15 protein-coding genes are annotated in these 17,939 nt (G+C 69.4%); 6 read left to right on the top strand and 9 right to left on the bottom strand.

Translation table 11 applies throughout. The features are described from left to right. Positions 1-252: 252 nt before the first annotated feature. Positions 253-1,668 (top strand): sigma-54 interaction domain-containing protein, encoded by a 1,416-nt coding sequence (locus J2852_RS11980; protein ID WP_343206726.1) that lies wholly within the window; start codon positions 253-255, stop codon positions 1,666-1,668. Between the two features lie 45 nt (positions 1,669-1,713). On the opposite strand, the gene J2852_RS11975 is transcribed toward J2852_RS11980, so the two are convergent. Continuing rightward, on the bottom strand, positions 1,714-2,415 hold the full coding sequence (locus tag J2852_RS11975; protein WP_209875617.1) for a glutathione binding-like protein: 702 nt from the start codon (positions 2,413-2,415) through the stop codon (positions 1,714-1,716). Positions 2,416-2,581: 166 nt separating this feature from the next. Between J2852_RS11975 and J2852_RS11970 the strand changes: the two genes are divergently transcribed. The 3 genes from J2852_RS11970 (at position 2,582) to J2852_RS11960 (ending at position 4,409) form a co-directional block, all read left to right on the top strand. Further along, positions 2,582-3,364: an oxepin-CoA hydrolase, alternative type gene (locus tag J2852_RS11970; RefSeq protein WP_209875616.1), complete on the top strand. Its 783-nt coding sequence runs from the start codon at positions 2,582-2,584 to the stop codon at positions 3,362-3,364. An 80-nt stretch (positions 3,365-3,444) separates the two neighbouring features. Next, positions 3,445-3,612 carry a hypothetical protein gene (locus J2852_RS11965; RefSeq protein ID WP_209875615.1) on the top strand — a complete coding sequence of 56 codons (168 nt, stop codon included), beginning with the start codon at positions 3,445-3,447 and terminating at the stop codon, positions 3,610-3,612. A 140-nt stretch (positions 3,613-3,752) separates the two neighbouring features. Next, positions 3,753-4,409, top strand: coding sequence for a tellurite resistance TerB family protein (locus J2852_RS11960; protein WP_209875614.1), 657 nt, complete (start codon positions 3,753-3,755; stop codon positions 4,407-4,409). A 52-nt stretch (positions 4,410-4,461) separates the two neighbouring features. Here J2852_RS11960 and J2852_RS11955 read toward each other — a convergent pair whose 3' ends face one another. Further along, positions 4,462-4,716 carry a hypothetical protein gene (locus J2852_RS11955; RefSeq protein WP_209875613.1) on the bottom strand — a complete coding sequence of 85 codons (255 nt, stop codon included), beginning with the start codon at positions 4,714-4,716 and terminating at the stop codon, positions 4,462-4,464. Between the two features lie 94 nt (positions 4,717-4,810). Next, a complete protein-coding gene (locus J2852_RS11950) occupies positions 4,811-5,029 on the bottom strand; it encodes a hypothetical protein (RefSeq protein WP_209875612.1) in 219 nt (72 codons plus the stop codon). A gap of 193 nt (positions 5,030-5,222) precedes the next feature. Between J2852_RS11950 and J2852_RS11945 the strand changes: the two genes are divergently transcribed. Continuing rightward, positions 5,223-5,666: a response regulator gene (locus tag J2852_RS11945; RefSeq protein ID WP_209875610.1), complete on the top strand. Its 444-nt coding sequence runs from the start codon at positions 5,223-5,225 to the stop codon at positions 5,664-5,666. A 169-nt stretch (positions 5,667-5,835) separates the two neighbouring features. Here the strand turns inward: J2852_RS11945 and J2852_RS11940 are convergent, their stop codons facing one another. Both J2852_RS11940 and J2852_RS11935 read right to left on the bottom strand, forming a co-directional pair. Continuing rightward, positions 5,836-6,006, bottom strand: coding sequence for a hypothetical protein (locus tag J2852_RS11940; RefSeq protein WP_209875609.1), 171 nt, complete (start codon positions 6,004-6,006; stop codon positions 5,836-5,838). A 45-nt stretch (positions 6,007-6,051) separates the two neighbouring features. Beyond that, positions 6,052-6,633: a hypothetical protein gene (locus J2852_RS11935; protein ID WP_209875607.1), complete on the bottom strand. Its 582-nt coding sequence runs from the start codon at positions 6,631-6,633 to the stop codon at positions 6,052-6,054. A gap of 153 nt (positions 6,634-6,786) precedes the next feature. Between J2852_RS11935 and J2852_RS11930 the strand changes: the two genes are divergently transcribed. Beyond that, complete coding sequence (locus tag J2852_RS11930; protein ID WP_209875605.1) at positions 6,787-7,242, top strand: hypothetical protein; 456 nt, start codon at positions 6,787-6,789, stop codon at positions 7,240-7,242. Positions 7,243-7,300: 58 nt separating this feature from the next. Here J2852_RS11930 and J2852_RS11925 read toward each other — a convergent pair whose 3' ends face one another. From J2852_RS11925 to treZ, 4 genes are all read right to left on the bottom strand, one after another. Beyond that, positions 7,301-8,815 (bottom strand): sensor histidine kinase, encoded by a 1,515-nt coding sequence (locus tag J2852_RS11925; RefSeq protein ID WP_209875603.1) that lies wholly within the window; start codon positions 8,813-8,815, stop codon positions 7,301-7,303. A gap of 75 nt (positions 8,816-8,890) precedes the next feature. Continuing rightward, positions 8,891-9,337: a cupin domain-containing protein gene (locus J2852_RS11920; protein ID WP_209875601.1), complete on the bottom strand. Its 447-nt coding sequence runs from the start codon at positions 9,335-9,337 to the stop codon at positions 8,891-8,893. Between the two features lie 4 nt (positions 9,338-9,341). Then, on the bottom strand, positions 9,342-12,125 hold the full coding sequence (gene treY / locus J2852_RS11915) for a malto-oligosyltrehalose synthase (protein WP_209875599.1): 2,784 nt from the start codon (positions 12,123-12,125) through the stop codon (positions 9,342-9,344). A 145-nt stretch (positions 12,126-12,270) separates the two neighbouring features. Then, positions 12,271-17,874: a malto-oligosyltrehalose trehalohydrolase gene (treZ, locus tag J2852_RS11910; RefSeq protein ID WP_209875597.1), complete on the bottom strand. Its 5,604-nt coding sequence runs from the start codon at positions 17,872-17,874 to the stop codon at positions 12,271-12,273. Positions 17,875-17,939 lie beyond the last annotated feature (65 nt).

Here is a 17,939-nt window from a genome sequence, read left to right as displayed (position 1 = left end):
TTCCGCCTATGACTTTCGCTTGAGGTTTTCGGAATAGATGTCGGAGCAGGCCCGGTAAATCCGGAGAATTCCTTAAGAAAAAGTGGCGTCCGTGCGCGGGATGCTCCTGCGCGCGGCGCATGTATGCGCGCCTTCCCCTTCCGTGTTGTGATGCTGTACCATCGGCGTCGGTAATAATACCGGCGTGTCTTGCTGCGCTGCAGCGGCAATGACGCGAACGATAAAAACAGTCGGGTCTATCGGGAGGAAGTCGTGGACGGTGATCTGGATTTCGAGGCGCTGAAAGAGCGCGCCGTGCAGTCGCTGTTCGGGCATCTGGAGGGCATGTGCGTCGGCACCGTGACGGTGGACCGCCACGTCCGCATCGCCTGGATGGACGACAAGTACAAGGCCCTTCTGGGCGTCGACGACGACCCCCGCGGCAAGCCGGTGGAAGAGGTCATCCCCAACAGCCAGCTGCGCCGCGCGGTAGAGACCGGCCAGCCCATGATGGTGGACATCATGGAATTCGGGGAACGGTCCTTCGTCGTCACGCGCCTGCCGCTGAAGGATGTGGACGGCGCGGTGATCGGCGCGGTGGGCTTCGTCCTGTTCGACCGGGCGGAGCACCTGCGCCCGCTGGTGTCCAAGTACCAGAAGCTTCAGGAGGAGCTGACCCAGGCGCAACGGGAGCTGGCGCACGAGCGGCGGGCCAAATACTCCTTCTCGCAGTTCCTCGGTGTCAGCGATTCGGTGCGCGAGATCAAGCGGCTCGGCCGGCGCGCGGCGCAGCTGGATTCGACCGTGCTGCTGCTGGGCGAGACGGGCACGGGCAAGGAGCTTCTGGCCCAGGCCATCCACGCCGCCAGCCCGCGCGCCGACCGCCCCTTCGTCGGCATCAACGTGGCGGCCATCCCGGAAAACCTGCTGGAGGCGGAGTTCTTCGGCGTCGCGCCGGGCGCCTACACCGGCGCCGACCGGCGGCTGCGCGAAGGCAAGTTCCAGCTGGCCAACGGCGGCACCCTGTTCCTGGACGAGATCGGCGACATGCCGCTGCCGCTTCAGGCCAAGCTGCTGCGCGTGCTGCAGGAGCGGGAGATCGAGCCGCTCGGGTCCAACAAGGTGGTGCGGGTGGACGTGCGCATCATCGCGGCGACCAGCCGCGATCTGGCGGCGCTGGTCCGGGACAAGCAGTTCCGGGCAGACCTTTATTACCGGCTGAACGTGGTCCCGATCACGCTGCCGCCCTTGCGCGAGCGGACCGAGGACATCGAGAGCATCGCCGACCGCATTCTGGAACAGCTTGCCATCCAACACGGCTGCCCGCCGCGCGAGTTGACCAACACGGCCATCAACGCTCTGCGTGCTCATGACTGGCCCGGCAACGTGCGGGAGCTTTACAACACGCTGGAACGGGCGGTCGCCATGAGCGACGCACCGGTCCTGACCGCCGAGCATGTGCGGGGTCTCGTCAACGCGGCCGAGCCCCCCGCCGGGGCGAGCGCGTCCCCGCCGCTGTCCCTGAACGGCCCCCTGTCGGAGGTGCTGAGCGCCGCCGAACGCTCGGCCATCGCGGCGGCGTTGGAGCAGACCGGCGGCGTCAAGGCACGGGCTGCCAAGCTCCTCGGCATTTCCCGCGCCTCGCTCTACGAACGCATGGTCTCGCTGGGGTTCGGGGCGAGTCCGTAAGCCGTATTTCCCTCTCCCCAGAGGGGAGAGGGAAACGAGAAGCCCTTACCCCTTCACGTTCGCCGCCGTCTGGCCGAAGAGGATCTTCTTGCCTTCTTCGGTCACGGCCGGCTGGGCGGCGACGGCCTTGCCCTTCTCATAGGCGCGGATCACCGCCGGGCGCTGCTGGATCGACTCGAACCAGCGCTTCAGGTCGGGGAACTGCGCGAGATCCTGCCGCTGGCGCTCGTGCGGCACGATCCAGGGATAGGCGGCCATGTCGGCGATGGTCAGCTCGTTGCCCGCGATGAAGGCGCGGCCCGCCAGACGCTTGTTCAGCACGCCGTAGAGACGGTTGGTTTCCTTCACGTAGCGGTCGATGGCGTAGGGAACCTGCTCCGGCGCGTACTGGACGAAGTGGTGGTTCTGCCCGGCCATGGGCCCGAGGCCGCCGACCTGCCAGAACAGCCACTCCGCCACGGTCTTGCGCCCGCGCACGTCGGAGGGCAGGAACTTGCCGGTCTTTTCCGCCAGATATTGCAGGATGGCGCCCGATTCGAAGATCGAAATGGGCTCGCCGCCGTCCGCCGGGGCCTTGTCCACGATGGCCGGCATGCGGTTGTTGGGGGAAATCGCCAGGAACTCCGGCTTGAACTGGTCGCCGGCCGAGATGTTCACGGGATGAATGGTGTAGGCGAGGCCGGCTTCCTCCAGGAAGATCGTGATCTTGTGCCCGTTCGGCGTCGGCCAGTAATACAAGTCGATCATGTCTTTCCTTCCCATCAGCGGTTGCAGGGAAGCTTAGCGGCCGGATGGCTGTGGGCAAGCCTTGTCGAACGCGCATCAGCTCTCCGTTCTGGACAGGGGAGGGGGCGTTCGGCATGGTCGTTCCCTCAAAACGGGCAAAGCAAGCCCTCGACAGGGAGGATGGGATATGAGCGGACGCATCGATGCGGTCCGTCAGGGCCGCGTGCTGGTCCTGACCATGGACGACCCGGCCACCAAGAACGCGCTGAGCGCCGAGATGATGGACGCCGGGCACGCGGCCTTCGAATCGGCAGCCACCGACCCGGAGGTCGGCGCCGTGGTGCTGACGGGTGCCGCCGGCACCTTCTGCTCCGGCGGGAACCTCGGCCAGCTGATGAGCAGCCGCAAGGCCGATCCGTCGGTCATCCGCGACATGATGGACCGCTTCCACGGCTGGATCCGTGCCATGCGGACGTGCCCCAAGCCGGTGATCGCCGCCGTCGAGGGCGCCGCCGCCGGGGCCGGCTTCTCCGTGGCGATGGGATGCGACCTGGTCGTGTCGGCGGAGGACGCCAGCTTCGTGCTGGCCTACGTCAAGGTTGGGCTGAACCCGGACGGCGGCGCCTCGGCCTTTCTCGGCCGGTCGGTGCCGCCGCAGCTGGCGGCCGAGATCATGTTCGAAGGCGGGCGGATCGGCGCCCAGCGGCTTGCCCAGCTGGGCATCGTCAATCGCGTCACCGTCCCTGGCGGCACGCTGGAGGAGGCGACCGCCTGGGCCACGCGGCTGGCTGAAGGGCCGACCGTCGCCATCGGCCGGGCCAAGCGCCTGATCGAAGCGGCCTACGGCCCGCCCGACGCACAGCTCGACCGCGAGGCCGACGCCTTCGTCGAGGCGCTGTACCACGCGGAAGCGGCCGAGGGCATCGCCGCCTTCTTCGAAAAGCGGCCGCCCGCCTTTCCGCGCGGTTGAGCGCGCAACGTCCCGGCCGTTCGGGTTGTTGATCCGGGGGAACGCCAACCCCTGATTCAACAACCCGTGAGAGAGACGTCATGCCCGAAGATCGGAACCGGACGAATCAGCAGGACAGCAAAATCGACCAGAGCCAGCAGGGCACCACGAAGCCCGACCAGGGCGGCGAGGCCGAACTGACCGAGAAGGAAGAGCGCAAGCGCGGCGGCCAGAACAAGCAGACGCCGGGCCAGATCTACGACGTGTAAATATTTACGACGTGTAAGTGGCGTGTCCGCGTCGGTCGGCCCCCTCCCGCCCCGCAGAAACCGGGTTCTGAGAGGGCCGACCGAAACCCACCCGCAACGTCGCTGTTGACCGGCCATCCCCAACGACGAAGGAGCCGGTCATGGCAGACCTCCCCAAATTGCTCGGCACGATGCTCGCGACCGGTCTGGCCGGGCGAAGCCATCGCGGGCCGGGCTTCGCGTCCGCGATGGGGGCATCGCGCGGCGGCAGCTTCAAGAACACGGCCGGGCTCGCGGCGCTTGGCTATCTTGCCTACAAGGCCTATCAGGACCGTCAGGCCAATCAGGCGCAGCAGACGCCGCCCACCACTCGGACAGCGAGCGGCGGGCCGTCGCTGGGCGAGCGGCTGTCATCCATATTCAGCCCGCAAGCGCCCCAGCCGGCGCCGGGTTCGGGCTTTCCGGAACTGGCGATGGAGGACCGCAAGGCGCTGCTGCTGATCCGCGCCATGATCGCGGCGGCCAACGCCGACGGCGTGATCACGCCGGACGAGCGGCGCGTCATCGTCAGCAAAATGGACGAAGCCGGCGCCGGTCCCGACGAGCATCGCGTGCTCGAACAGGAACTCGCCAACCCGCTGTCGATGGACGCCCTGCTGCGCGAGGTCCGGGACGAGGAGACGGCGGAGCAGGTCTACATGGCCTCGACCATCGCCATCGAGGCGGACACGCCTGCCGAGCAGTCCTATCTGCAATACCTCGCCGCCCGCCTGAACCTGCCGCCTGAGCGCATCCAGGCCATGCGCGGCATCGCCTGACCGCGCAAAAAGCCCCTCTTCCAACGGAAGAGGGGCTTTTTCGTCGGCGGGATCAGCGGATCCACAACTCCTTCGGCGGCAGGGGCTGCGGGTTCAGCCCTTGCAGAACGCCAGGATTGAGCTTTCCGGACAGCGAACCGCCGAGCGGCGGGCAGCTGAGGCATTGCGGCGGAACGGGCGGCTTGGGCTTCTGGACCAGCAGAAGGTTCGTGTAATTGCGCTGCACGGACGGCACGGTGTCGGCGAGCACCGGGCCCGTCGTTAACGCGACGGCGGCCAGGGCGAGGAATGCGAGCGGCTTCGGCATGGCGGACCTCCACGGGGGACGAGGGAACGCGTCCACTCTGCCCGGAAGAAGCCGTCCCGCCTGTGAACCGGCCCACAGCTTCACGCCGATGGCATCACGACACCAGGGCCAGGGTCGGGTCGGGCGGTTCGGGAACGGCCGCTTCCAGCGCCTGGGCGACCTCGTCCATGGGGGCGGCGACGACCAGGGGTTCGGCCCGGCCCGCCAGATGAAGCTCGGTCCGGTCCCCTTCCGTGGTGCGCAGGAACAGCACGCCGGCGGGGTTGACCATCACCGCGGCCCCCGCCCGGTCGGTGAACTCGACAAACCTCATGCGCGGCTCTCCAACGTGGTTGCACCTCGTCCAGAACGGCATAAACACGCTTTGATCGCGTCGGTTTCTCCTAACCTGAAGGATCTACACCTTCGGCCCCTTGATTGATGCAGTGCATCGACAAACATGGCCGGTTCGGGTTAGGGAGGCGATCAGGTCTCCCAAATGTGCTGCCAGGGAAGGAACACGAGCCTTGAAGCTGCTCGTCGTCGAGGACGATCCGTTGATCGGGCCGGCCGTCAAGGCCGTCCTGGAGAACGCCGGCTATACCGTGGTCGGCCCGCTGCGCGACGCCGCCAAGGCGGCGCGGCTGGGCGCGCGCGAGCAGCCCGACCTCGCGCTCGTGGACGTCTATCTGGCGGGCGGCGAGAACGGCCTGACGCTGGCCCGCAAGCTGTGGGAGGAGTATGGCGTGCCCTCCCTGCTCATCACCGGGTACGACCACCGGGCCGAGGAGGCGCGCGACTTCGCGCTGGGCCTTCTGCGCAAGCCGGTCATGCCCGACGCGCTGATCGACGCGGTCGGCGTCATCGGCGAGATCCTGGGGGGCCTGCGCCCGTCCTCCATCCCGCCGGCCCTGGAGCTGTTCGGCCGTCCCGCAACCCGCCCGCCGGCCGTGGCGGCGCGGCGCGATTAGAGCGGATTTTGATCCGCTCAGGACCGCAACGGCGTTCCCGGACGCCCATGCGTCCGAAGCCCGGCCTCTCGCGGGAACGCAGTTCCCGCTGGCGGCAGGCGGATGCCACAGCATCCGCTGAGAGCCGGCAAGTGAGGCCATGTGAATCTAAAGCGAACCGACGTTCGCTTTAGGCGCCGCCCTCGACGGTCGGGGTTGCGGGGGTGGGAGCGTCCTTGCCGGTGTCCGTCCCCGCATCCTTCGCCATTTCCTGGGCCGTATCCCGGGAGGCTTCCTGCGGTTTCGCTGTGCCGGCGCCGTTGGTGGGGTCCAGTTCAACCCATTGACGGTCTTCACTCATGGTCGCTCCCCTCCGTTCGATGGTTGGTTGCGTTGAACAACAGGTTCAGCCCGGCGTTGTCGCCACACCGTGCCTTTGGTGGTCTTGCGGCGCCGCGCTCTCGCGGGGCAGGTCGGTGCCCTCCACCCGCTCCGCCGTCCAGGCACCCCGCGCGGGCGAGCGGTCGGTGTCCCACTCGGAAAGCCGCGCGGTCAGATAGCCGGTGACCCCGCCCCACACGACGTGCGCGGCCAGCATCATGCCGACCCGCTCCGCCGGATGCTCGGTGGCTGGGCGCAAGATGCCCACCGCCGGGATCCAGCCCAGATAGCTGGCGGCCCAGACACCCAACCCATAGCCGATGCCCGTTGCGACCGGTGGCCCGCCGATCGCCCGCATCACCGGCGCGCAGCCGGCCCCGACCGCCGCGCCGTAGGCGTAGTGGCTAGCCAGCGCGAGCGCCTCGTGCTGCCGCTCCGTCATGGTGTCGGCCACCCCGGCGGCGGAGGCAAAGCGCTCGGTGATCAGGCGCGGCGGCACGGGGTAGCGCTCGCGCTCCGGCAGACGGCGGTGCATGCGGTTCATCGCCCAAGTCATCGGCGCCGTCGCCACCAGCCCGGCGAGCGCCCCGGCGAGATAGGGGTTCATGGGACGGGGCTTTCCTTTCGTTTCCGGTTGGCTCTTTGTCTTTGGGGTAAGGGAATAACGCTCGTCCGTGCAATTCGGCACAGCGCCCCGCGACCATCCCACGGCAGGGCTGTTGGTTCGGACCTGGGACGATTTTGAAAAAGGACTGGCTTCATGAATCGATGGATGATCGGCGCCGCGACGGCGCTTGCCCTGCTGGCCGGCCCGGCGCTCGCGGCGGGATCGAGCACGAACAAGGCGCAGAGCGGCACCTCCGCCGGCAGCACCTCCAACATGAATTGCCCGGCCGGCAGCACCGATCCGGCCTGCCGCCCCGGCACCAGCGGGTCGTCGGGTGCGGAAGGCTCGGCGCGGTCCTCGACCTCCGGATCGTCCGGAATGAGTGGCAGCAGCAGTGGCACCGGCATGGGTAGCGGCACCGGTACCGGTACCGGCATGGGTATGGGTGGCGGTACCACGGGTTCGGGTGCCGGCGGCTCGACCGGGATGGGTGGCAGCGGCATGTCGGGCGGAACCGGCGGTGCCGGCGGCGCCGGGGCCAGCGGCTCCTCGGGCGGCGCGTCGGGGTCGAGCGGCAGTTCGGGCGGCGCCGGCGGCGGCGGCCAGTAAACGACTCTCCAGAGGTAAACGACTCTCCAGAGGTAAACGATTCCCCAGAGGCGGCCCGTCAGTCCACCATCAGGGGGCGGGCCGCCGTCCGCGCGTCGGCGTCCTCGGGTGCCGGCGCGGCGGCTGGCAGGCGGACGGTCACGGTCGTGCCGCCGCCCTCCCGGCTGTCTGTGGCGATGCTGTCTATGGCGATCTGGCCGCCGAGGGGGCCGGTCACCGCGTTCTGGACAATGGACAGCCCCAACCCTTCGCCGCCGCCGATTGTGCCATCGGTGTAGAAGGGATCGAAAACATGCTCCAGATGCTCCGGTCGGATGCCGCAGCCGTCGTCCGCGACGGTCAGCACGACGCCGCCGTCCGCGTCGCGGTCGGCCCGCAAGGTGACGGTGCCGGCGCGGGCGTCGGGAAAGGCGTGCCGCACGGCGTTGCCCACCGTCTGGGAGAGAACGGTTTCAAGCAGGCTCCGGGTGCCCCGGACCTTCAGCCCGAGCGGCGCCTCGACCACCAGCGCGATTCCGGGTGGCATCATCGCTTCGATCAATGGTCGGGTTCGGGCCAGCAGGTCACCGATGTCGGTGATGGCGGCGCCCTGTCTCGTGCTGGCTCCGGCGCTGGCCTCCAGTTGTTTGCCCTCCAGCTGTTTGAAGGTCTCGACGAGGCGCGCGATCCGCCGGGCGTTCTCCAGCACGATGGCGCCGGTGTCGCGCACCGTGTCCACATAGCTCGCGAGGTCCGACCGCCGCACGCCGCCGTCCGCCACGGTCTTTGAAAACCGCTCCGTGGTGTCGGCGAGGTGGCTGGCGAGGCTGACCTGGATGCCCACCGGCGTGTTGATCCGGTGCGCCAGCCCAGCCACCAGCCGGCCGAGCGCGGCCGCCCTCTCCACCTTGAGCAGTTGCGCCTGCGTCTCCGTCAGTGTCGCGTGGGCGTCGGCCAGTTCGCGGTGCGCGCGCCGCAGGTTCTCGTGCGACAGGGCGAGAGCCCGTTCCGTCAGGAAATTCCGCCGCCAATGCTGGTCGAGCAGCCAGCTTCCCAGCAGGGTCGTCGCGGCGACCATGCCGCTGCCGATCAGGCGAGGCCCCAACCCCATGACGTCGAGACCGACCAGCGGCATGTGGACGAACGTAATCGTCACCGCCGTGACGCCGATCAGCGCCACCAGTCGGGGGCCGAAGGAGAAGGCGCCGAGCACGATCAGCGCGATTCCGACGGTCGTGTTCGCAAACGACATTTGCCCATGCGCCTCGGCGTAGGCCTTTGCCAGCGAGGCGGTGCCCATCAGGAAACCCACCCCGACCACGGCGTGCAGGTGGGCAAGGGTGACGCGGTGGAAGGAGGCGGCGAACAGGGCGAGCAGGCACGCGATGCCGAACAGCCGGTACGCCAACCCATCTTGGACGAAGCCGGGCGACAGGTTCAGATCGAAGAACAGGCGGGAGGTCTGGACGGAGACGATCAGCGCCGCGATGACGCGGAGCACGATCCGGTCGCGGTGCCGCGCCTTGTCCCGATAGGCCGCAACGTCCTCCCCCCGAAGCTGTGCCGGGGTCACGAGAAAGGATGGCAGCCGCATGGGGTCTCCGCCGTTCGGTCCGGCCGATCCTACGCCACCGCCGCCCAGCCTGTCACCCGTCGCCGGGATGCCGCGCTACCGGCGCAGCATCTTCCGCGCCACGCCCAGCAGCGGAGTCCGAAGGGGGGCGGGAATGAGACGCTTCAGCGCCTCCGCCCGCCCGCCGTGTTTCTGGATCGCGTAGTATTTACGGATTGTCTCGCGCACGTCCCAGGTGCCGGTGAAACCCTTGGGAATCGCGAAAGCGTCGCCCTGGCCGTATTCCCGCGGCTCGCCGCCCTGCGGGGTGATGACGACCCGTCCGCTCAGCAGCACGCAGAACTCGTCGTAGGGCCAGTCGTTCATGGCGACGACGCCCGGCGTGCAGCGCCAGACCCCGCAGGCGAAGCGGGTGTTGCCGCTGTCGAAGAGGTTCAGGAAGGTTTCGCGCGGATCGCCGAACAGCACGGCCCCGAACTCGGCCGGCTTGCCCGGATCATCCTCCATCAGCCCGGAGTCGAGTGGCACGAGCCGGTGTTGCATGCCGTCAGCCCTCCCGCACCAGCAGAGCGGCGGGAAAATCGCGGAACAGGGTGGCGGCGGTGATGGCGCCGGACGCCTCCACGGTCTTTCCGGTCAGGATGTCGCGCCAGCGTTGCCCGCGCGGCAGCGGCACCGAGGTGTCGCCCCAATCGGGATTGTCGCCCAGCCTTCCGATCAGGCGGGGTGTCGCGACCACCACCGCGTCGTCCCCCAGCGTGCGGGCGAAGGCCACCACATGCTCGCTCCGGCCGCCGGTCGCCTCCAGGGGGGCATAGTCGCCCGACGCGAAGAGGTCGCGCTTGTCCGCCCGCAGGCGCAGCGTCCGGTGGGTCAGCGCCAGTTTCACCGCGCCGTCCTGCCAGCGGTCGAGCAGGCTGGCGATGTCGGCCCCCTCCACCTCCTCCAGCAGGCGGCGGCGGGCGGTGTAGTCCACCGGGCGGCGGTTGTCGGGATCGACGAGGCTGAAGTTCCACAGCTCGCAACCCTGGTAGATGTCGGGCACGCCGGGGCTGGTCAGCTTCAGCAGGGCTTGGCTCAGCCCGTTGAGCATGCCGATGCGGGCCACCGTCGCCTGGAAGGGCAGGAAGGCGTCGAAGAAGGCGTTGCTGCGCGTCACGTCCAGCGCGTCGTGGACGAAGCCGATCATGGCGCTCTCATACGCCTCGTTCGGTGCGGCCCAGGTGGAATGCACCTTGGCCTCGCGCATCGACTTGGTCATGGCCCCGGTAATACGCTCGGCGAATTCGCCCATCGCCTGCGGGTCGAGGCTGGCCGGGTCCGCGCCGGTCAGCTCCGCCGGCCATGCGCCCAGCAGGAGTTGGTAGAACAGATACTCGTCGTTGCGGTCGGGCGGGGCGGTGCCCTCCACGTCCCCGCGCCGGGCGCGCAGCAGGCGGCTCCAGGTCTGGATCTGCCGCTCCCATTCTTCCGGCATTTCGGAGAGGGCGTAGAGGCGGGCGCGGGTGTCCTCGCCGCGCTTGGTGTCGTGGGTGGTGGTGCCCAGCATGGCGCCGGGCCAGCGCGTCGCCCGCTCCTGGTTGGCGCGGTGGAAGGCGGTCGGGCCGACGCCGAAATGTTCGGGATGGCCGCCGACCTCGTTCAGCGCGACCAGCCGGTTGTAGCGGTAGAAGGCGGTGTCCTCCAGACCCTTCGCCATCACCGGGCCGCTGTACTGCTGGAGCTTCATGGCGAATCGGGTGACCTGCTGGCGGCTGTAGCCGCTGCGCGGTTCGGCGACCAGATCGGTGGTCAGCAGCCGGTGCAGGAAGTCGTAGACGGACTGGTCCGGACCCTGTTCGACTCGCCGCGCCTGGGAAATGGCCCAGTCGATGTCTCGCCGGTCGAGGTCGGAGGGCGCGCTCCCATCGACATGATTGCCGTCCACGTAGGTGCGGTAGACGGGGAAGCGGGCGATGATCTCCTTCAGCGCCTGATGCAGGATGTTGGCGGTGAAGTCGGCGGTGCGCGGGTTGGTGCGGGCGATGCGCGAGGCCTCGCGGGCCAGCACGTGCAGTTCGCTGGCCATCTCGCTTTCCATGATGCGGATCTTGGAGGTCCGCACCACCTCCTCGAAGCTCTCGCGGCGGCCGGTGAAGTCGCGGTACAGGCGGGTGAAGGACTCCTCCCCGTCCGGGTTCACGAACAGCCCGCCCAGCAGGTTGGCGAATTCGTAGCCGGTGGTGCCATCGATGGGCCAGTCCTCGCGCAGGCGTTCGTGGCGGGCCAGGATCTTCTCGACGACGAGATAGAAGGGGCGGGAGGCGGCGCCGACCAGCCGCCGGCAATAGCCCTTGGGATCGTAGAGGCCGTCGATGTGGTCGATGCGCAGGCCGTCCAGCGTGCCGTCGTCGACGAGGCCCAGCACGAAGCGGTGCGCCACGTCGAACAGCTCCGGCTCCTCCATGCGCAGGCCGGCCAGCTCGTTGATGTTGAAGAAGCGGCGGTAGTTGATGTCGTCCGCCGCCACCTTGAAATAGGCCGCCCGCCAGTTCTGCCGTGCGATCAGGTCGGTCAGGCGGTTCCAGCTCTCCGGCTCGCCCTCCTCGCCGCGATAGCGGTTGAGGCGGCGCTCCACCGCCTCGGCCACGTCCGGGCGTTCGGCGACCAGGGCGGCCAGCTCGGCCTTCAGCGCCTCGGCGCGGCGGATCTGGTGCGGGTGCACATAGCCCAGATGCGCGAAGGCGTCGCCGATGCGCTCCAGCTCCGGATGGTCGGCGCCGAGGACGCTGCCGTAGTCGATGGGCCGCACCGGCAGCTTGTGCGTGCCGTAGGCCCACACCGCGAAGCTGCCGGCGTCCTTGTCGAATTTCAGTTCCAGCGCGCCGGACTCCAGAACGGCGCCGAACTGGTCGCCGAGCAGGGGCACCAGCACCTTGCCTTGCAGGTAGCGGCGGTCGGGCTCCCACTCGATGTCGAAATAGCCGGCGAAGCGGCTGTCCGGCCCCCATTCCAGCACGTCCAGCCACCAGCCGTTGTCGGACCCGCCCACGCCCATGTGGTTGGGCACGAAGTCGAGCACCTGGCCGAGGCCGTTGCGCTTCAGCGCCGCGACCATGTTGTGGAACGCGGCCTCGTCGCCCAGTTCCGGGTTCAGGGCGTTGTGGTCCACGATATCGTAACCGTGCGTGCTGCCCGGCCGCGCCTTCATGTAGGGCGAGGCGTAGAGGTGGCTGACGCCCAGCCGCGCCATGTAGTCGGCGATCTCGGCGGTGCGGTCGAACCCGAACTCGGCGCGCAACTGCACGCGATAGGTGGCCCGGGGGATCGGCTTCTCGGCGTCGGACGCCATCGGTGGTCTCCTGGGTCAAGTTCAAAGCCCTTCTCCCCTGTGTGGGAGAAGGGTTGGGATGAGGGGGCGGCCGCAAGGCCGGAAAGGTGTTTTCGCGCAAGCGTTTACCCCTCACCCCAACCCCTCTTCCACAAGGAGAGAGGGGCTATATGTTTGGTGTTGCCGCCGGCCGGGACGCCGCCAGGATGCTGGCGAGCGCGCTCGCCGCCGGGGCGTCGGCCAGTTCTTCCAGGCTGAGGCTCAGCTTGCGGCGCCAGTTCGGGTACTGGTCCACGGTGCCCGGCAGGTTCACCTGCTCGCGCTCCGCCGTCAGGTCGTCCAGCTGCACCATGGCGATGGCCGCGTTGGTCCGCGCCAGGAAGGCGTGCACGGCGTGGCCCAGCGTGTCGTCATAGGCGCTTTCCGGCCCGAAGCTGGCGGGCAGCGGCAGGTTGGCGGCGCGCAGGGCCTCGATCAGGCGGGCGCGCTCCTCGCGGCGGCGCTCGCGCTGCTTGGCCGCCTCGCCCTCGGCCGGATATAGGTTCTTTTCCTCCTTCAGGTCGATGTCGTGTCCCTCCCACCAGCCGCGCAGCGTGGCGAGGTCGTGGCTGCCTACGGTGGCGAGCGCCAGATAGGGATAGTCGTCCGGCCCCTTGAACCCGCCGTCCTCCGTCCATTCGAAGAACATCACGCGGTAGCTCAGGACCCCCGCCTCCGCCATGCGCTCCCGGAACCCCTCCGGCACCGTGCCCAGATCCTCACCGACGACGAGGCAACGGTTGCGCCGGCTCTCCAGGGCCAGAATCCCGAGGAGGTCGTCCATCGGATAGGCCACATACGCCCCTTCGGACGGCGGACGCCCCTCCGGAATCCAGTAGGTGTGCTGCAACGCCATGGCGTGGTCGATGCGGATCGCGCCCGCGTGCCGCATGTTGGCGCGCACCAGCTCGATGAAGCGGGCGTAGCCTTCCTCCCGCAGGGCGTGCGGGTTGAAGGGCGGCAGGCCCCAGTCCTGGCCGGCGGGGTTGAACAGGTCGGGCGGGGCGCCGACGTGCGCCGCCGACACCACCACGTCCGGCGCCGCCCAGGTCTCCGCGCCCGCGCTGTCCGCGCCGACGGCGAGGTCGCGGTAGAAGCCCACGGCCATGCCGCGCTCCCGCGCCCGCTCGGACGCCGCCTGAAGCTGGCTGTCGGCCACCCATTGCAGCCACGCGAACCAGTCGATGCGTTCCCGGTTTTCCTCGCGGAAGCGGCGCACGGCCTCGGAGCCGGCGTTCCTGAAGCCGTCCGGCCACCGGCGCCAGTCGGGCTTGCCGACCTCCGCGAAATGCTCGCGCAGAGCCTGGAAGGTGCAGAAGCGCTCCAGCCCCTCGCCCAGCTCGGCGCGGAAGGCGGCGAAGGCGTTCCAGCGCTCGACCGAGCCGTCCTTCTGGAAGGTCTCGAACAGAATTTCCAGGATCGGCAGCTTCAGCCGGGCGACGGCGGCGTAATCGACCATGGGGGCGGCGTTTGCGGCCTCGACCGCCCGCGTGAAGTCCTCCGACGCGATGCGGGCGCGGGCCTTCTCGCACTGCATCAGGTCGGGCACCGCCATCACGTCGATGTAGAGCGGGTTCAGGAACAGGCGGCTGGCCGGGGAATAGGGGCTGGCCTGCTCTGGCCGGTCGAGGAACAGGGCGTGCAGCGGGTTCAGCCCGACGATCCCCGCCCCGCGCGCCGCCGCTACGTCGGCGAGGCTCGCCAGATCGCCGTAGTCGCCGATGCCCCAGTCGCCCGTGCTGTGCAGGCTGAACAGCATTGCCGACAGGCCCCAGATGCGCTCGCCCATTTCCAGCGGCACCGGCTGGTGGCAGCGGTCGGGGACGGTGATCACCGTCGTCTCGGCGCGAAGCCCGTCTGTCTCGACCAGCAGGCGGTGATAGCCGGGTTTCGGCATGGACCCCGGCGTAGCCGTCCCGAGGTCGAGCCGCCGCACCTCCATCCCGCACCCGTCCAAAGCGGCCCGGCGGACCAGCGGCAGGTCGCCGAACAGCACAGCGCCGTTGCGGGCTTCGCCATCCTCCGTCGCCAGCGTCCAGCGCAACTCGCCCGATCCCTCGGGCAGGGTGACGGTCACCGACAGCGGCGGGCGGTCGATGCGCTGGACCACCACCGGGGGCAGGGGGCGCGACAGCTCGTCCCGCACCATGCCGTCCAGCACCCGCGCGGCGCCCGCGTCGTCGGGGGCGTCCACCCCCATGGCCTTCAGCAGGGCGCGCACGGTACCTTCCGACGCGCGGACGGTCTCGCCCGCCGCGCTGGTGTATTCCGTCTCGATGCCCATGCGCTCGGCAAGGCGGTCGAGGGCCGAGGCCTCCTCGATGGACCAGACGACCGACCAAGCCGCCAGGGCGCCGTCGCGGAAGCCGTCGCCCTCGGTCCACAGGATGCGGCCGGGGGCGTCGGACAGGCCGGGGACGTGCGTGTCCGACAGGTTGGCGCGCAGGTGCAGCCGGCTGCCGTCGCCCAGCTTCCAGTCCACCCGCAGGCCGGCGTGGCCGATCACGTCGTAGCTCGCCGCCCCGCCCGGCGCGCCCTCCAGCCGGGGTGCGATCTCCGCCCGGCGGACGGCCAGCGCGCGCTTGTACCAGTCGAGCCATTCGGCGTGAGGCGGCTGGTCGCGAACGTTCCAGTCGAGCTTGGCCGACAGGTAGGTGTCCATGCCCGTGGGGTCGGGGATGCGGTCGCGCACGGCCGGGTCCTGGAACTCGGGGAACTTGGCGAACTCCGCCCGCCGGCCCTGGCGCACGGCCTCGGCCAGTTCCTCCTCGAAGTCGCAGAAGAAGGGGAACGGCCGGGCCGAGGCCCATTCCTCGCCCATGAACAGCATGGGGATGGAGGGGCCGAGCAGATAGACCGCCGCCGCCGCGCGCACCGCCTCGGGCTTGGCGATGTGGCCGATGCGGTCGCCGAAGGCGCGGTTGCCGACTTGATCGTGGTTCTGGATGAAGTTCACGAAGGCGGTCGGCGGCAGGTGGGCCGACGGCTCCCCGCGCGCGCCGCCCTCGCGGTAGGAGGAGGGGTGGCCCTGGAAGGCGAAGCCCTCGGCCAGCGCGCGGCCCAGCTTGTTCGCGTCGCCCGCGTAGTCGGCGTAATAGCCGCTGGCCTCCCCAGTGGCCGCCGCATGCAGGCAGTGGTGCATGTCGTCGTTCCACTGCGCGGTGTGCCAGCGCGGATCGCCCTCCGGGTGGCGTTCCAGGAAGCGGGCCTGATTTTCGTCGTTCTCCAGCACCAGATGGACCAGCCGCCGCCCGCGCGTCAGGTCGTGGACGCGCTCGGCCAGTTCCTCAAGGAATTGCTTGTCGCTGTCGTCGAGGATGGCGTGGACCGCGTCGAAGCGCAGCCCGTCCATGTGGAACTCCTCGATCCAATAGAGCGCGTTGTGGATGAAGTAGTCGCGCACCGTGGCGTTGCGCGGCCCGTCCACGTTGATGGCGGCCCCCCAGGGCGTCTTGTGCCGGTCGGTGAAGAAGCTGTCGGCGTAGGTGTGGAGGTAATTCCCCTCCGGCCCGAAGTGGTTGTAGACCACGTCCAGGAAGACCATCAGCCCCCTGGCGTGGGCCGCGTCGACCAGCGCCTTCAGATCCTCCGGCCGTCCGTAGGAGGAATCCGGCGCGAAGGGCAGCACCCCGTCGTAGCCCCAGTTGCGCACACCGGGGAAGTCCGCCACCGGCATCAGCTCGATGGCCGTGACGCCCAGGTCCACCAGATCGCCCAGCTTGTCAATGGCCGAGCGGAAGGTGCCCTCCGGCGTGAAGGTGCCAACGTGCAGTTCGTACAGCACCGTCTCGTGCCAGGGGCGCCCGGTCCAGGCGGCGTCGTTCCAGCGGTAGACAGTCGGGTCCACCACCTCGCTCGGCCCATGCACGTCCTGCGGTTGGTAGCGCGATGCCGGGTCCGGTACACGGACGCCGCCTTCCAGCTCGAACAGGTAGCGGGTGCCGGGGTGCGCCTGCGACGTGCTCCATTCGAACCAGCCGTCGGACTGCCGCATCATGGGCAGCAGCGCCTGCGTGTCCTCCAGCCAGAGGGAGATCTGCTCCGCCGTGGGCGCCCACAGCCGGAAGCGCACCGATCCGTCCGGCAAGACCTGCGCGCCGAAGGGCATGGGGTGCGCCCGCGCCTCCCCGATGTGAACGGCGCCGGGGGCGGCCTGCCCGACCGGGCCCGACACCGCGTCGGCCACCTCCGGCCCGGCATCGACGCCGAGGATGCCGATGACCCCGGCCAGCGGGATCGCCAGCCAGTCCGGCCGGTTGGCCAGTTCGTACCCCACCTCGTAGAGCGCCTTTTCCAGCAGGAACAGCTTCAAAAGCTGCATCGCCACGGCGGGGTCGCGCGGATAGCCGGGGCAGTCGCCGATCCCCTCGCGGTAGCCGGCGACGAAGCAGGAGCCGGCCTCGCCCTCCCACCAGGCGAGCCAGGCTTCGCGCGCACCCCGCGCCGTTTCTTCAAGGTCGTCGGGCAGGGCGCGGCGCGCGGTGGCGGCCGCGTAGGCGATGGAGCGCAGCATTCCCGCCACGTCGCGCAGGATGCAGTGCTTGGCCCGCCGTTCGGCCAGCGGGCGCATGGGTTCGCCCTCGAAATCGACGATGAACACGTCGTCCTTGGACGCCAGAACCTGACCCAGGTGATAGTCGCCGTGCAGCCGCATGGCGCAGAGGTCGGTGCCGGCCGGGATCAGCGCGTCGATCTGCGCCATCACCGTCGCCTCGGCGGCACCCAGCGAGCGGGCATAGCCGGCGATGGGGCCGTCCAGGCGGTCGGCGGCGTCGCGCAACTGCCCGAGGATGCCGCGCGCCATGCGCCGCACGTCTTCGGCCCAGTCGTCGAGCGTGTCGGGCGTGGCGGGTTCCGGCGTGAAGGCCGGGTCTTCGCTGGGGGTGGCTAGCGCGCGGTGCAGTTCCGCCGTGCGGCGGCCCAACCGGCGCATGAACATCATCAGCTCGATCTCGTCGGCGCCCTCGTCGTCGAAGCGGGTGACGCGCTCGATCAGCCGGTCGGTGACGTGGCTCCAGGCGTCGCGCGCGTCGGGCACCAGGGCTTGCAGGATGCACAGCGCGGCGGTGCCGCCCTCGCCGGAACGTTCCGCCCAGCCCAGCAGGGCCGGCGTGTTGGGGAAATGCGCCACCTCGGTCAGGAAGCGCCCGACCTCAAGTTCGGGATGGATGCCGGTTTCCAGCTTGCGCAGGCCTTTCAGGATGGCGGTGTCACCGACGCGGATGGAGGTGTTGGACTGCTCCGCCCCCATCCAGCGCAGGGGAGCGTTCGTCAGCGCCGCGTCCACGTCGGTCAAGGCCTGCGTCCGCCCGAAGGTCAGGGCGCCGCCGCTGCCGCCTCCCTTGCGGATCCCGTCCAGAAGCGCGCGCACCACCCCTTCATCGCCGTAACCGTCACGCAAGGCACCCGCCCAGGGCAGATCGTCCGGGCCGGCGATGGCGAAGGGATCGTCCGGGGCCGCCCGGCCGTCGCGGTCCAACACCAGCGGCAGCTGATAGAGCTGCGCGTCCCGCCCCGGCGGCTCGACCCGCAGCAGGCAGAGCTGCGCCGATCCGGACGAGAGCGGCAAGGGCAGGGCGTCCACGATCCGCACGCGGGGAGTGCCGGCATCCTTGGCCGCGTACCAGCGCCGGCCGGCGAGAAACCCCGGCAACAGGTCGTCCTGAAGCAGCGACAGGGCTTCGCCCTCGATGGGGGCGGGGAATGCGTTGGGTTTCGAGGCGGTCGGCAAGACACGTCTCCACTGTTGAGCGCTCGGCTTGGCACAACAACGTGGTGGACGCGTCGTTCCTCGGG

The organism is Azospirillum soli (assembly GCF_017876165.1).
GTDB lineage: Bacteria > Pseudomonadota > Alphaproteobacteria > Azospirillales > Azospirillaceae > Azospirillum > Azospirillum soli.
The sequence above is the reverse complement of the archived record's forward strand: the minus strand, read 5'-3'. Positions and strand labels throughout refer to the sequence as shown.

Bases quoted from the DNA above. Each gene is read 5' to 3' on its own strand.
- J2852_RS11975 (WP_209875617.1), bottom strand. From the start codon at position 2,415: ATGATCGACTTGTATTACTGGCCGACGCCGAACGGGCACAAGATCACG.
- J2852_RS11970 (WP_209875616.1), top strand. From the start codon at position 2,582: ATGAGCGGACGCATCGATGCGGTCCGTCAGGGCCGCGTGCTGGTCCTG.
- J2852_RS11965 (WP_209875615.1), top strand. From the start codon at position 3,445: ATGCCCGAAGATCGGAACCGGACGAATCAGCAGGACAGCAAAATCGAC.
- J2852_RS11960 (WP_209875614.1), top strand. From the start codon at position 3,753: ATGGCAGACCTCCCCAAATTGCTCGGCACGATGCTCGCGACCGGTCTG.
- J2852_RS11955 (WP_209875613.1), bottom strand. From the start codon at position 4,716: ATGCCGAAGCCGCTCGCATTCCTCGCCCTGGCCGCCGTCGCGTTAACG.
- J2852_RS11950 (WP_209875612.1), bottom strand. From the start codon at position 5,029: ATGAGGTTTGTCGAGTTCACCGACCGGGCGGGGGCCGCGGTGATGGTC.
- J2852_RS11940 (WP_209875609.1), bottom strand. From the start codon at position 6,006: ATGAGTGAAGACCGTCAATGGGTTGAACTGGACCCCACCAACGGCGCC.
- J2852_RS11935 (WP_209875607.1), bottom strand. From the start codon at position 6,633: ATGAACCCCTATCTCGCCGGGGCGCTCGCCGGGCTGGTGGCGACGGCG.
- J2852_RS11930 (WP_209875605.1), top strand. From the start codon at position 6,787: ATGAATCGATGGATGATCGGCGCCGCGACGGCGCTTGCCCTGCTGGCC.
- J2852_RS11925 (WP_209875603.1), bottom strand. From the start codon at position 8,815: ATGCGGCTGCCATCCTTTCTCGTGACCCCGGCACAGCTTCGGGGGGAG.
- J2852_RS11920 (WP_209875601.1), bottom strand. From the start codon at position 9,337: ATGCAACACCGGCTCGTGCCACTCGACTCCGGGCTGATGGAGGATGAT.
- treY (WP_209875599.1), bottom strand. From the start codon at position 12,125: ATGGCGTCCGACGCCGAGAAGCCGATCCCCCGGGCCACCTATCGCGTG.